This window comes from Flavivirga jejuensis (assembly GCF_030540765.1).
In the GTDB taxonomy this organism is placed as follows: domain Bacteria; phylum Bacteroidota; class Bacteroidia; order Flavobacteriales; family Flavobacteriaceae; genus Flavivirga; species Flavivirga jejuensis.
Window position 1 is genome coordinate 405,179 of the sequence record NZ_JAUOEL010000002.1, and the last position, 15,005, is coordinate 420,183.

9 protein-coding genes are annotated in these 15,005 nt (G+C 32.6%); 4 read left to right on the top strand and 5 right to left on the bottom strand.

Translation table 11 applies throughout. The features are described from left to right. Nucleotides 1-576: 576 nt before the first annotated feature. Nucleotides 577-816, bottom strand: a complete 240-nt coding sequence (locus Q4Q40_RS06635; RefSeq protein ID WP_303279311.1) for a helix-turn-helix domain-containing protein — start codon at nucleotides 814-816, stop codon at nucleotides 577-579. 416 nt (nucleotides 817-1,232) lie between these two features. Here Q4Q40_RS06635 and Q4Q40_RS06640 point away from each other — a divergent pair, with 416 nt between their 5' ends. Both Q4Q40_RS06640 and Q4Q40_RS06645 read left to right on the top strand, forming a co-directional pair. Next, a complete protein-coding gene (locus tag Q4Q40_RS06640) occupies nucleotides 1,233-1,646 on the top strand; it encodes a hypothetical protein (protein WP_303279309.1) in 414 nt (137 codons plus the stop codon). Between the two features lie 4 nt (nucleotides 1,647-1,650). Next, nucleotides 1,651-2,178 carry a sigma-70 family RNA polymerase sigma factor gene (locus tag Q4Q40_RS06645; RefSeq protein WP_303301004.1) on the top strand — a complete coding sequence of 176 codons (528 nt, stop codon included), beginning with the start codon at nucleotides 1,651-1,653 and terminating at the stop codon, nucleotides 2,176-2,178. A gap of 473 nt (nucleotides 2,179-2,651) precedes the next feature. Here Q4Q40_RS06645 and Q4Q40_RS06650 read toward each other — a convergent pair whose 3' ends face one another. The 4 genes from Q4Q40_RS06650 to Q4Q40_RS06665 form a co-directional block, all read right to left on the bottom strand. Beyond that, nucleotides 2,652-6,707 carry a T9SS type A sorting domain-containing protein gene (locus Q4Q40_RS06650; protein WP_303301005.1) on the bottom strand — a complete coding sequence of 1,352 codons (4,056 nt, stop codon included), beginning with the start codon at nucleotides 6,705-6,707 and terminating at the stop codon, nucleotides 2,652-2,654. A 348-nt stretch (nucleotides 6,708-7,055) separates the two neighbouring features. Further along, nucleotides 7,056-7,292: a T9SS type B sorting domain-containing protein gene (locus tag Q4Q40_RS06655; protein ID WP_303301006.1), complete on the bottom strand. Its 237-nt coding sequence runs from the start codon at nucleotides 7,290-7,292 to the stop codon at nucleotides 7,056-7,058. A gap of 922 nt (nucleotides 7,293-8,214) precedes the next feature. Continuing rightward, a complete protein-coding gene (locus Q4Q40_RS06660) occupies nucleotides 8,215-10,950 on the bottom strand; it encodes a LamG-like jellyroll fold domain-containing protein (protein WP_303301007.1) in 2,736 nt (911 codons plus the stop codon). Nucleotides 10,951-11,380: 430 nt separating this feature from the next. Then, entirely contained in the window at nucleotides 11,381-12,199 is an 819-nt protein-coding gene (locus Q4Q40_RS06665) for a site-specific integrase (protein ID WP_303301008.1), read from the bottom strand. 1,137 nt (nucleotides 12,200-13,336) lie between these two features. Here Q4Q40_RS06665 and Q4Q40_RS06670 point away from each other — a divergent pair. Then, the gene (locus tag Q4Q40_RS06670) at nucleotides 13,337-13,588 is read left to right on the top strand and encodes a hypothetical protein (protein WP_303301009.1); all 252 of its coding nucleotides are present in this window, start codon (nucleotides 13,337-13,339) and stop codon (nucleotides 13,586-13,588) included. Between the two features lie 287 nt (nucleotides 13,589-13,875). Further along, a complete protein-coding gene (locus tag Q4Q40_RS06675) occupies nucleotides 13,876-15,000 on the top strand; it encodes an SAVED domain-containing protein (protein ID WP_303301010.1) in 1,125 nt (374 codons plus the stop codon). The last annotated feature ends 5 nt before the right edge of the window (nucleotides 15,001-15,005 follow it).

The following is a 15,005-nucleotide window of genomic DNA, read 5'->3' on the forward strand; positions in this document are numbered from 1 at the left end:
CCGTAGGACCCATAGGCATATGCTTATACCATTTCCAACCTAAAATTACTCATTAAAATTTGCTCTTTTTCGCTTATACTTCAAAATAAAATGTAATCGTAACTAAGGCTATGATGACTGCATTTTCTTTTTTGCCTAAACAAAAAATAGCTGCTTTTTATTGATATCAACTGTAGTTAAAACTATGTACTTTAGTGCATTTTGCTTTTAGTTTCTAAAAATTTTAGACACGAACTAGCCTGCCGGCTGGCAAGTTTCGCGAATTCACACGAATTCAGTTTTACCATATTTCACGAAGTAGACTTTCTGTCTGCCAAAACGAACCTATGGACTTCCAGTCCATAATTTGAGCCATTCTAAATGAGAACTGGTAACAGATGCTTTAAAAAAAATCAATCAATTACAAAATATAATCAATATTGAAAATAAACGTTTTATATGTATATTATTGGAATTATAATGACCTCAAAGTCGGGAGACTTTGCGAAGCGGGGTTTTTATTTTTCCCACATTTATAAAAATAATCTAATTTATAGTTATACTTGATCATCTTTCAAAAGACTATCAAGATTATCATTAAATTGGTTTTTCTGGAAAAAAGTCTTTTATAGAACAATCAAATATTTTGGCAATTTCATTTAGAATGGAAATATTGTATTTTGCTTTTTTTGAAGGGGCTTCAATATGGGCTATATATGAACTGTTTTTACCTAATTTGTTTGATAGTTCCTCTTGAGTAATATTACGAGCTTCCCTCTCTTCTCTAACTTGGAAAATTACATATTTCTCTATTTCTAATAAGTTATCTTTCGACATATACAAATTCAGTCATTTTTTTCAAACTTATCAATGGACTATATACCATTATTTATTTTAATTTTATATATTTGAGCAAGAATTACATTAATAATGTAATTTTGCGATTCTTCAAATCAAAATATTGAAGCATTCGCTTTGAATTTCGTCTTAGAAAACTGGTAATTTTAAAGGAACGAAATGATAAGTAATATGCTCACGTCTATCTATGGGCGTGGGCTCACTTATTGTTCCTCGGTATACCAGTACCTCTAAGGCAGTAAGCTGAGTTCCACGCCTTTTTGTTTCCACTCATTAAGGCCTTAATGGAGTGTTATCTCATTTTTAAGGAAACTTAAACGCTGTAAAATATTATAAAACAAGCATTTATAACTTTAAATAGTTATATGCCATTTTTTATTTAAAGTGGACTTGTGATGAGCAATCACAAGGATAAAGGAAAATCTAAAAAAACCGAATCCATGGAAAAAAACAATGTTAATGATTCTCGCGAAATTTTGATTTTAACGCACAATGCCCTTTCAAATTCCCTTACGCTAATAATTAATCAAACATCCCTTAAAGAAAACGTAAAAAAACATTGTAAACTGGGCTTGAAAATATTTGGAATTCTTTTAGCAGATTTAAAATACCATACGGGTACTCATTTATTAATGGAGAAAGAATTTGATCTATTCTTTGCTCGCTTTCCTGCCAAATACCATAACGAAAAAAGAGACAACAGAAAATGGATTTGTGTTTATACTGTAGCGAAACATATAGAATCTTGTATTAAAGCTAATGCGATTGTAAACACCCCAGAGAATAAACCCGAAAACACCTTAATTTAAAATTATGAGCGAGAAGAAAAAGGAGTTTAATAATAAGAGTTATAAACAGTTTTTCGAGAGTTTATATCCACAATTATGTGTGTTTGGGTACAAGTACCTCAATGATTTGGATACCTCAAAAGACTTCGTTCAGGAGGTTTTTGTTAAAGTATGGGAAGATAACATTGCTTTTAAAAATGAAAACCATGCCATAGGTTTTTTTTATTTAGCTGTTAAAAATAAATGTATCAATTATTTAAAAAGTAAACAGTATAAAGTAACAGAACGTTATGAGCTTACAAATCTGGAAGCTTTTGAAACAGAAGATTCTTATATGCCTGAAGCCGTCGTTATAGAAACCACAGCTGTTATAGATAAAGCCATTAGTAAGCTGCCAGAAAAGGCGGCTCAGGTTATTAGATTGAGTATCGAAGACTATACCAATAATGAGATAGCAGATGAGTTATCTATATCCATCAATACGGTCAAGGATCATAAAAAAGTAGCTTATCGAAAATTAAGAGACTTTCTTGGCTTTTTAAATATGAGTTAAAGTATTATTACCAAACTACCAAAAAACGACTCAAAGATGGATAAGATTGCCTTTTTTATGCATCTTGTGTTTAGTTGAGACCGGAGACCAAAAAAATTCTCAAGCGGATATAACGACGTAATGTCTCCTCGAGCATTATCGAAATATAAAATGTATTTTATATTGAAGATACCTAGCGAAGCTTAACGAAATGCTTTTAAAAACTAAGGTTTATAAGGTCTTCGACTACGCTCAGACTGACATTTTAGTCTTAACTTAATGCCATTGTCCGGCAGGCGGGCGCTCAGTATTAACTAAAGTCGAGAGGTTTTTTAAAAGGTCTCGACTTTAGCTTGTCTTGAACACAGGTCGCTCCAAGGAGACTTATCAAAAAAAACCAAACCAGTGCTTGTTGGGCACCTGTTTGGATTTTTGTTGTAAGAACAATACGGATGTTATACCTATTCTAAGTTTGTTTTAATTTAAAATTGGTATTATTCTTTTATAATTTTTTTGGTTTGAATTTTCCCATCGGTGCTTTCTACTTTTACTATATACATTCCAGTTGGTAAACTACTGGCATCTATTTTGTTATTAAAAGAGCTCAATAATGCTTTCCCTAATAGGTTATAAACTTTGGCTTCTTTTAATTGAAAACCAGATGGTGTTACAATACTTAATGTATTTACCACGGGGTTGGGGCTTATGCGTATGGTTTCATTAAATAATAATTCATTATCAAGACTACTATCAATAACTGTAGCAACATCAACATTTGTTTTAGTTTTGGTAGCTTTTCCTGTGCCACAATTGGTACTAAAACTTGCGGTAGCATCTATATTATTTGCCCAGTTGGCGTTGCTATAAGCCACATTATCCACTTGTATACAGCTTAAATTGGGGTTGTCTGTGCCTATAAAATAATTCAAATTCGTATTATTACCATTGGCTACATTTAAGTATGTTAAATCATTACCATAACAATATAAACTTGTTAAAGCAGTGTTGTTTGATACATCCAAGCTTGTTAGATCATTATTATAACAATATAAAGTTGTTAAAGCTGTATTGGCAGAGACATCTAAACTTGTTAAAGCATTATTGTGACAGTGTAACTGTCTTAAAGCTGTATTGGCAGAGACATCTAAACTTGTTAAAGCATTATTGTGACACAGTAAAAATATTAAAGCTGTATTGGCAGAGACATCTAAACTTGTTAAAGCAGTACTGTAACAATCTAACCTTGTTAAAGCTGTATTAGCAGAGACATCTAAACTTGTTAAAGCATTATTGTTACACAGTAAACTTTTTAAAGCTGTATTTGCAGAGACATCTAAACTTGTTAAAGCATTATTGTAACAAAATAAATATTGTAAATATGTATTAGCAGAGACATCTAAACTTGTTAAAGCATTATTGTGACACAGTAAAAATGTTAAAGCTGTATTTGCAGAGACATCTAAACTTGTTAAAGCATTATTGTCACAATATAACCTTGTTAAAGCTGTATTAGCAGAGACATCTAAACTTGTTAAAGAATTGCCACCGCAACTTAAAAATGTTAAAGCTGTATTGGCAGAGACATCTAAACTTGTTAAAGCATTATCGTAACAATATAAACTTGTTAAAGCTGTATTAGCAGAGACATCTAAACTTGTTAAATTATTGCTATAACACTGTAATTCTTCAAGAGCCAAATTGCTGGCAACCTCTAAGCTGATTAAATTATTGTAATTGCAATATAAACGTGTAATATTAACAAAAGCCTCAATACCTGTTAGATCTGCTATGTTTTTAGATGAAACATCCATTGTTCCTGTAAAAGCGGCCGCTTCATTATAACTTATTTCTGTATCGTTATTGGGGTTTATGGCTGTGTTGGACAGCAAAGCGTTTTTAAAATTGACATCGGGGATGTACACTATAGGAGAACAATCGGTACTAAAACTTGCGGTGGTATCTATATCATTTGCCCAGTTGGCGTTGCTATAGGTAACATCGTCCACTTGTATACAGCTTAAATTAGGGTTGTTTTCTGCGGTAAAAGTTATTAAATTAGTATTATTGCCATTGGCAACGTTTAAACTTGTTAAAGCATTATTGGAACAATATAAACTTGTTAAAGCTGTATTTGCAGAGACATCTAAACTTGTTAAAGCATTATCGTAACATATTAACCTTGTTAAAGCTGTATTGGCAGAGACATCTAAACTTGTTAAATTATTGCTATTACACCGTAATTCTTCAAGAGCCAAATTGTTGGCAACCTCTAAGCTGGTTAAATTATTGTAATTGCAATATAAACGTGTAATATTAACAAAAGCCTCAATACCTGTTAAATCTGCTATGTTATTAAATGAAACATCCATTGTTCCTGTAAAAGCGACCGCTTCATTATAACTTATTTCTGTATCGTTATTGGTGTTTACGGCTGTGTTGGACAGCAAAGCGTTTTTAAAATTGACATCGGGGATGTACACTATAGGAGAACAATCGGTACTAAAACTTGCGGTGGTATCTATATCATTTGCCCAATTGGTGTTGCTATAGGTAACATCGTCCACTTGTATACAGCTTAAATTAGGGTTGTTTTCTGCGGTAAAAGTTATTAAATTAGTATTATTGCCATTGGCAACGTTTAAACTTGTTAAAGCATTATCGTCACAATATAAACCTCTTAAAGCTGTATTGGCAGAGACATCTAAACTTGTTAAAGCATTATCGTCACAATATAACCTTGTTAAAGCTGTATTAGCAGAGACATCTAAACTTGTTAAAGCATTATTGTCACAATATAAAGTTGTTAAAGCTGTATTAGCAGAGACATCTAAACTTGTTAAAGCATTACCGTCACAATATAACCTTGTTAAAGCTGTATTAGCAGAGACATCTAAACTTGTTAAAGCATTATCGTAACAAAATAACCATGTTAAAGCTGTATTAGCAGAGACATCTAAACTTGTTAAAGCATTACCGTCACAATATAAATATATTAAAGCTGTATTAGCAGAGACATCTAAACTTGTTAAAGCATTACCGTCACAATATAAATCTCCTAAATATGTATTAGCAGAGACATCTAAACTTGTTAAAGCATTATCGTAACAATATAACAATGTTAAAGCTGTATTAGCAGAGACATCTAAACTTGTTAAAGCATTATCGTCACAATATAAATATATTAAAGCTGTATTTTCAGATACATCTAAACTTGTTAAAGCATTGTCTCTACAATTTAAACCTGTAATATTAACAAAAGCCTCAATACCTGTTAAATCTGCTATGTTATTAAATGAAACATCCATTGTTCCTGTAAAAGCGGCCGCTTCATTATAACTTATTTCTGTATCGTTATTGGTGTCTACGGCTGTGTTGGACAGCAAAGCGTTTTTAAAATTGACATCGGGGATGTACACTATAGGAGAACAATCGGTACTAAAACTTGCGGTGGTATCTATATCATTTGCCCAATTGGTGTTGCTATAGGTAACATCGTCCACTTGTATACAGCTTAAATTAGGGTTGTTTTCTGCGGTAAAAGTTATTAAATTAGTATTATTGCCATTGGCAACGTTTAAACTTGTTAAAGCATTATCGTCACAATATAAACCTCTTAAAGCTGTATTGGCAGAGACATCTAAACTTGTTAAATTATTGTTACCACAATATAAACTTGTTAAAGCTGTATTAGCAGAGACATCTAAACTTGTTAAAGCATTAGAGTTACAACCTAATTCTGTTAAAGCTGTATTAGCAGAGACATCTAAACTTGTTAAAGCATTAGAGTTACAACCTAATTCTGTTAAAGCTGTATTAGCAGAGACATCTAAACTTGTTAAATCATTACCGTAACACTGTAAACTTATTAAAGCTGTATTAGCAGAGACATCTAAACTTGTTAAATTATTAATCCAACAATCTAAACTTGTTAAAGCTGTATTAGCAGAGACATCTAAACTTGTTAAATCATTACCGTAACACTGTAAACTTATTAAAGCTGTATTAGCAGAGACATCTAAACTTGTTAAAGGATTAATCCAACACTGTAAACTTATTAAAGCTGTATTAGCAGAGACATCTAAACTTGTTAAAGCATTATTGGAACAATATAACCTTGTTAAAGCTGTATTAGCAGAGACATCTAAACTTGTTAAAGGATTATTGGAACAATATAACCTTGTTAAAGCTGTATTAGCAGAGACATCTAAACTTGTTAAAGCATTGTCTCTACAATATAAATGTGTAATATTAACAAAAGCCTCAATACCTGTTAGATCTGCTATGCCTTTACGTGAAACATCCATTGTTCCTGTAAAAGCGGCCGCTTCATTATAACTTATTTCAGTATCGTTATCGGTGTTTATGGTTGTGTTGGACAGCAAAGCGTTTTTAAAATTGACATCGGGAATGTTTACATAATTTGGACCTATAGCTTGTGCATTGGTGTGTGCAGCACTTACTATAAATAGCAAAAATAACAAAGAGGCATTTTTAATGCCTTTTTTTAAGGTTTGCGCTGGAACCGCTCTGGGAGAATAATTTTTTTTCATTCTTTTGTTTTGAAATGGTTAGCTTCTAAAGTGCATTGTTTATATAAATTTTCATAATATAAGTGCTGTAATTGGCTAAATATGGGATGAAAAAAGGGAAAATGGGGATTATAGAAATTGGGTTTAACGATGTGCATTGTTAATGAAGAGCCTATCACAACAGTTCTAGAAGATACTTGATTGCCTAAAGAGCTGTTCCTAAAATGGTTTTCTGGAACGTTTCTGGTTAGGTTATCTCTTATCTGTTTCTTGGCCTTACCTATTATTAGTAAAAATAGATACTCGGAGAAGTTATTATAATACCTAAACTAACAAAGGGTGCTTCTTAATAGAGTTTAGATTTTAAGTTTAGTACTTTATGGTGAAATGTCCAATAATTTTATGCCCATCAATAGTTATTTCATACCAATAATCATCCTCAAAATCACTCTCCTCCTGCTCTGGTTCAAATTGTTGTTCAAAATAAAGAATGCAATATGGTTCATTATTGGTAAAGTCTGACTCTTTTCTATATACTTTATAATAACTATGGATGCATTGGTACTTTTTCGATTCTTTATGATTTCCTCTATCATACGCTTCCAAAAACGGTCTGAGGGCAAAAATGATTATATGTTAAGCCTTTCATGTGGCTTATCTAAATATAGGTTCTATTGTTCTATAATAAAAACGTGTGTTGTTACCAATTGGTTGAATTGTTGAATTGGTTTTAACTAAACCACTCCTATGGACTGGAAGTCCATAGGTTCGTTTTGGCAGACTGAAAGTCTGCTTCGTGAAATATGGTAAAACTGAATTCGTGTGAATTCGTGAAACCTGCCAGCCGGCAGCTACGGTGTACCCACATCTTTTAAAGAAGGTTTCTATTTTATTATTTACTTTTAGTTCACAAATCTTATTTGATAAATAGGAGTTCATGAATCTTCGATTTCTTTGCTCGTCCAAAGAAAAGTAACAAACCTGCCTGCCGGCAGGCAGGAGAAAAGACGCCCCTTCGAAGGAATTTCTTCTCTCGCTGCGCTTAAGAAAAACCAAGAACAAAATTTCGCGCCGCCCCATCACAGCATCCAAGGCTATGCTCCTGGGTTTCGAAATTTTGTTCTTTATTCTTACGAAGGGTCTGGGCTTGCCCTATGGTCTGTTCTTAACGATTATTTTTGAGCCTTTAAAATTCCTACTCCAATATTTGTGGGTACACCGTAGCAGCCGGCAGGCTGGTTCGTGTCTAAAATTTTTAGAAGCTAAAAGCGACATGCAATAAAGTACATAGTTTTAACTCCATTTGAGACCAATAAAAGGGATCTAAAAAATACAGTTTTTTAAAGTATCCGTTTTAAAAGCTATTAACCGAGAACTATTGAAAAGGTACTTAAATACTATCTTTCGTTTATTAATTTTCAATAAAAAAACCCAAACCGTATTTTACACGAGTTTGGGTTTTATAGCAAGCAATAAGTGGTTATTTATTATGAAACAACTTTAATATTTAATTTATAACACTTAAGTATTATTGCTTAACAATTTTTTTAGTAGCTATTAGCCCTTCTATATTTTCAATTTTTAAAACATACAATCCGGTAGATAATTTGCTAGCATTTATTGTTGTACTGGTAGAGGTTAATACTTCTTTACCTAAAATGGTATACAGCGTAGCTTCTTTTAGCTCAAAACCAGCAGGCCCATTAATAGTTAACGTATTAGTTACTGGGTTATTTACACTTATGGAGCTACTAAATACCTCATCAATAGATGCCGTTGCACATGAACCAGCATTCATTATGATAATATCCCAGCCCTTTGCTTCAAGGTCATCTACGGCAGTTTCTGCAGAAGCAGTATAGTCAGAAACATGTAAGTCAAAGTCTGCATCTGGGGTATTATCATTATTTGCCCATCCTATAAGGGTGCTAGTAATGTTAGCACAATCCATGCCTGTATTTGAAAGTGCCTGATCAAGATAAGTAGGTGAAGACATGCTAGCTAAGTTCCAGTTGCTAAGATCTGCATTGAAATTAGAAGCGTCACGAAACATACTCCCAAATTGTTGTACATTGCTCACATTCCAGCTATTAAAGTCGGTATTAGCTCCAGTAAGCCCACTTGCTTCTCGGAACATACCCCACATATGTGTTACATTTAGTAAATTAGGAGCATCTGAAGCATATACATCCAGATTGCTACATCCTTCAAAGGCATCGCCCATCCATGACCATAGTATATTTCCCCACTGCTCTACGGTTTGAATCTTGTTCTGGTTGTCGGCGTCAATATTATTAAAATAAATAGCAGGGAACACACCTGTAATGGTTACAGTATAGGTGTCTGCATTTGTGTAGGTATGGGTAAGCTCAGCATCATTAACATCATTTGTAACAATATCTGATGTACTATTATCGCCCCAGTCTACAGTAAAATCATAATCATAATCACCATTAATAGGTATGGTTATGCTCTCGTTTGCAGTGGTAGTTTGCCAAGTAGTAATAAAAGGGACATCTCCAAAAAGAGACGCTATAACAGGTGCTTCTACCCAGTTAGATGTAGAGCCATCTAAGGCAAAATTAACTAATGTCCCATTATGATTGTTCCCAGAATAATCAATCAATGTGGTTTCTAATGTATTGTCCTCATTGGCAGTACCTTGGTTAAAAGGGTAATACGCTAATAGATTATCTTCGCTACCTGATAATTTTGTTAACATCTGATTTTGAACTTCAGCCTGAGACTTTGCTACGCCCCAAATTCTTAATTCATCTAAGGTAGCTTTACCCTCTTGGTCATAGTCATCGTCTGTTAATGGCCATTTAAGAGCACCTAAGGTAAGAAAAAGGGTCTCAAATTCAGTTGTTTCGCTACTTATTGTGTCACTATGTTCTTGATTTCCATCAATGTAAAACGTTATATTAGTACCATCTTTAACAATAGCCGCATGATGCCATAAGTTATCTCGAGCAATCTCTTTACCACTAAGAATAGCTTTATAACTTGTATCATCCCACTTACTAAATTCTATTCCACTTTCGTTTATAGAAACCTCGTAGGCATAAGCAACAGATGCTTCACCAGACCATGTTAAAAGAGCTGTTCTAGCACTACCACTAGAGTCTTCTTCATCAGTTTTTATCCAAAATTCTATAGTAGCTTGATCTGGCATTGAAAAGTGATCTAGAATCGCATAATCATTTACTCCATCTAAATCTAAAGCATTGTCGTTCTCGGTGTCAACATTAAAATTAATAAAATCGTTTTCGGTAACGCCACTTACAAAGTTAGAGCCATTACCCGTTAGGGCAAAATTATCAGAGAATGTACCATTACCTCCTACTTCGTTAGTTACTTCTGTTAAATTTGTGTTATCGTTACCTGCACTCCCTTCATTAAATTTATAATAAGCCACTAGATTACTATAATTATCTTCATCGCCTGTTAGCTGCTTATTCATTTGGGCATGAATTTGGGCTCTGCTTTTTGCATAATCCCAAATTCTAAGCTCATCTAATGTGGCATTAAGAAAATGTTGAAAACCAATAGGACGTTGCGCTCCTATAGTAAAAAAATCAGTATCTGTAGAAAATACATTATTTTCCCATCTCACAGAACTATTACCATTATTTAAGTAATTTAATATTCCATACCACTGTCCATCCGTATAAATAATATATTTAGAGTAGTTAGTGTCATCTTCATCAATTTTTTTAGTGATGGCAATATGATGCCATTCATCGTTATTAAGTACTGGGTTTTCATAATTATCATCATCGATCTCGTCGGCCACTGTAGAAAAAGCACCGGAATTATAACTCCAAAAATCTCTGCTGTATTCTTGGCTATTATCCCATTCGCCATACACTATCTCACCATAGTCTGCATTGATATCATATGACCTAATACCATTGGTAGACGACGACCAAGTGACTATAGCATTTTTTTGGCTTACAGAAATTTTTGGATGTTCCGTTGTACATTCAAAACAGTACCAATTACCTCCTACAAAATCTTCATCATCGTCAAGGTTATCGGGAGTCCCGTTATCATTAAAAGTACCACCTTGAGGCGTCATATCGGTTTTAAACCAAAATTCTATAGTATATTCATCATAGCCAGGTAGGTTAAAATGCTCGCCTATTACATAGTCATTGCTTCCATCAAAGTTTAATGCGTTACCAAATTGTGCATAAGAAGCTGCGTAAACCATTGAAAGTAAGATTATGCATAATACTCTAAAAAAGTTTTTTTGTTTCATGGATTAAAATTTTTTTGTTAAAAAATCAATATTGTTTATAACAAAAAACATAAACTATTAATCCTTACTAAAAAAAAAGGGATGAGTTAAGCCCAAACTGGGAAGAACTATGTGTTTTTTGGGATTTTGTAATATTTGGTTTGTAATCTTTCTGTCATCCATCCTCTTGTTATAATATAGACAGCATTAAATCTTTAGATTTTTACCTAAATTTTGAATAATTAAGTTTTAAGAAATAAAGAATTTCTTGAAACCAACTATCCTCGAGGCAGTCCCGATAGCTATCGGGATTCGCGGGAATGACAATTTCAACGGAAACCCCGAGGCAGAGCCTCGAGGAATTCTTTTCGATTAAAAGCTATTTAATCCAATTGTAAAATGAAAAGTACTGACATCTATTAAAAATGGAATAAATGCTAAGTGTCGTTTCTCAATTATTACTCACGGTTTCACTTCGCTTTTGCTCAAATCGTTCCAATAAATTATTTAGAGTCTCGATTATTTTGCTCTCCACTACTCTAACATATATTTGTTTAGTGAATAACTTGGTATGACTTAAAAGTTTGGAGACCGCTTCTATAGGTACGCCATTGGACAACATAACCGTAGTCGCAAAAGTATGTCTGGCAACATGAAAGGAAACATTCTTCTGAATTCCGCTTGGTTTTGCAATTTCCTTTAAATAAGTATTGGTTTTTTGATTGGAACTGATGGGTAATATATTTTTGGTAAATTCTATTTCTCTAGCTGTAAGATACTTTTGAAGTTTTCTCCAAGCTATGGGTAGAATCGATATTTTTACAAGCTCATCCGTTTTCTCTCGTTTGGTATAAATCCAATTATTGTTGTCTATACCCTTTACAATATTATCTTTTGTAAGTTCCTTGACATCTACATACGATAGTCCTGTATAACAGGAAAACACAAAATAGTCTTTTATTCGCTGTAGTCGGTCACTTTTAAAATCCGTATTCTCCAATAGCTTATGTTCGAGCTTTAAATCTTGATAGCTTTTAAAAATACTGCTATTTACTTCTTCTAAATAGTTGTTAAGTATTCTAGCTTTTTGGTTAGTGCCTCTGGATCTTCCCTTATGCGCATCCCAATCCGATACGGGAACTTTTCGTTTTAAACTAATGGTTGCTCGTTTACCATTAACCGTAATTCTTACGTAAATCGAGGCTTGATGGTTTTTTGCTCTGGCTAAATCTGCCCAGAACAAAATGCTGAAAGTTGCTGTTGTTTTCATGATTTCGTCGTTTTTCTTAATAATTGTTTTATTACCAGACGAAAGTCAAATCACTTTAAAGATACATTTATTCTACCAACTAATCATTCAATTTTAACAATTCGGTCAACACTTTTATTAAAATGGATTTGTTATCCGATTTGTTGTCTTTTTTAACAGTATTTTTTATGCTCCTTTGATATCGTTAAAAATAAAAAAACCTGTTAATCATACGATTAACAGGTTTTTGATATAGATTGATACTCTATGTTGTCGGGGTGGCAGGCTTAACCACCACTTTATATCACACTATTATTCAGCTATTTATATTGTTTTCTTAAAATATGCACACCTATTTGTACACTAAAACTATAAAAAGAACTTTGAAGATATAATTTGATCTTCTTTGATGTTATAAAGATACAAATTATATGAATATTAATGAAAATAGCATTTTGACTGATTGTCAAAGCCCAGTATTTATGATATTGTAGTTAATTAAACCTATACTCAATCTTGTTTAATATTTCTAATGTTATTTACCACCCTCCTGCTCCATTTTTTTGTATTTACTTATATAAAACACCGCATTATAATACAGTTAAAAATTCTAAAATACCAGAAACACAATATGCTGGTTACGAGTAATTTTTCAAAAAATAAAACCTCGTTTATTTTACAGGTATTATATAAAAGATATATATCCTATGTTTGAGTATATAAAGAACATGTGTTCTTTATACTATTGTTGTAGGCAATTTGAGAGCAACATTTCTGTTGAACAAAAACTTTCATCAGAATTCAAGGGGTTTTCATTAATTATTGCTCAACATATTGCAAATAATTATCATTGAACTTTAATTTGAAATCTATATAAAATGAAAAAAATAATTATCACAGTATTAACCATATCTATTTTAACATCTTGTTCAAAAGACAAATTAACTAAAGAAATGGCATTTGAAGTATTAAATAAAAGATTATAAATATGAATGTTTTGACAAACTCAATAGTTTTAGTAGTAGTTTCAACGGAAATGTCTGGGAAGAATTTGACGATAGATTAATTAATACTGAAAACATAAAAAAACTTGAAAAACTTCAAAATGAAGGATTTGTTCATTCAGTTAGTAATAAAGATAGAAGGCTCACATATAAATTGACGGAAAAAGGAAAGGTTTTTAAAAATAAAAAAAATAGAACTTTCCTACTTGGAAATGCAGAATTATTAGAAATTACAGGAATAGCAGAAAATTCTGAAAAAGGTAGCGCTATAGTAAGATATAAGTATAAATGGTCACCTACACCATTTTATGAATTAAGAAAAGATAATGAATCCTGTAGTGTATTACCAAGTGAAGATGAAGTGGAATTTATAAAATTCGATACTGGTTGGCAAGTTAAAAAATAACTGCCCACAATATCCCGATAGCGCGGACTTATAATCTTACGGGCACGGAAAACATTTCCGCGCCAGCGGGGGGTGTTTTGTAGTATTTTTTGAGTTGTGCAACAGCCACAATGTATAAAAATAATAGCCGAGATAGTCGTAATTTTAAGAGTTGCAGTCCGCTTCAAAGTTTGTATAACTTGACAATATAGATGCCCACAATCGGCTACTATTCTGGCACTAGACGTTAAGGGCAAGGCAAGAAGCGCAGTGCACACAGTTATAGCATAATGACCAAAAATTAATGAATGTCAAAAACAAATATTCCAGAAAAGATAAAGGTACAGCTTTGGACATTGGCTGGAGGTAGATGTGAATATGCTGGTTGTAACAAAGCACTCTGGAGAGACGAGTTGACAATGGCCAAAATGAATAAAGCATATATAGCCCATATTGTTGCGGATAGTGCAGAAGGACCAAGAGGAAATTATCTTCGTTCTCCATTACTTGCAAAATCATTCAGCAATCTTATGCTGATGTGTGATGAACATCATCGATTAATTGATAAGGAAGATGTTCCTGGTCATACTGAAATCCTGCTTATTCAGATGAAAAAAGAACATGAAAAAAGAATTGAACTTTTGACATCTTTAATTCCACAAAACAAGACACATCTTGTTTTTTATGGTTCTAATATTGGCAACCAAGACTCTGCTTTATGTTTTAAATCTTCAGCACAAGCTGTGTTACCAAATAAATTCCCGAATGACAATTATGGTATTGAACTAGGAATAACAAATAGCATTATAAAAGATAAAGAAGATTTATTTTGGTCGCTGGAAACTGAAAATTTAATAAGACAATTCCAAGAAAAGGTTGAACCCATTAAAACTCACAATGAAATTAAATCTTTTTCCCTTTTTGGTTTAGCTCCTCAACCATTGTTAATTAAGTTAGGAACACTTTTTACTGATTTATATGATGTAGATGTTTTTCAAAAACACAGAGAACCTTCTACTTGGAAATGGCAAAGTGAAAATAGTTTCACTGGGTTCAAATTAATTGAACCCGAAAACTATGATGGAATTCCTGTTCTAAATATTTCTTTAAGTGCAACTATTACAAATGACAGAATTGAAAAACTTTATAGTTCTAAAATTAGTATTTGGACAATTACGCACAATAAACCAGATAATGATTTCTTGAAATCTAAAACCATCTTATCTGAGTTTAGAAAAATTTGCAGACAATTTTTTGACATAGCAAAAGCTAAACATGGACAAGATAATGTGCTAAATGTTTTTCCTGCAATGCCAATTGCTGCATCAATTGAATTTGGTCGAATATGGATGCCTAAGGCAGACATGAACTTAATTATTTATGACCAAAATAAGGATAGAGATGGATTTTATAAAACAATCGAAATAAAATAATTACA

What these genes read in the sequence shown, in the direction of transcription:
- Q4Q40_RS06635 (WP_303279311.1), bottom strand. Translation starts at nt 816, where the DNA reads ATGTCGAAAGATAACTTATTAGAAATAGAGAAATATGTAATTTTCCAA.
- Q4Q40_RS06640 (WP_303279309.1), top strand. Translation starts at nt 1,233, where the DNA reads ATGAGCAATCACAAGGATAAAGGAAAATCTAAAAAAACCGAATCCATG.
- Q4Q40_RS06645 (WP_303301004.1), top strand. Translation starts at nt 1,651, where the DNA reads ATGAGCGAGAAGAAAAAGGAGTTTAATAATAAGAGTTATAAACAGTTT.
- Q4Q40_RS06650 (WP_303301005.1), bottom strand. Translation starts at nt 6,707, where the DNA reads ATGAAAAAAAATTATTCTCCCAGAGCGGTTCCAGCGCAAACCTTAAAA.
- Q4Q40_RS06660 (WP_303301007.1), bottom strand. Translation starts at nt 10,950, where the DNA reads ATGAAACAAAAAAACTTTTTTAGAGTATTATGCATAATCTTACTTTCA.
- Q4Q40_RS06665 (WP_303301008.1), bottom strand. Translation starts at nt 12,199, where the DNA reads ATGAAAACAACAGCAACTTTCAGCATTTTGTTCTGGGCAGATTTAGCC.
- Q4Q40_RS06675 (WP_303301010.1), top strand. Translation starts at nt 13,876, where the DNA reads ATGTCAAAAACAAATATTCCAGAAAAGATAAAGGTACAGCTTTGGACA.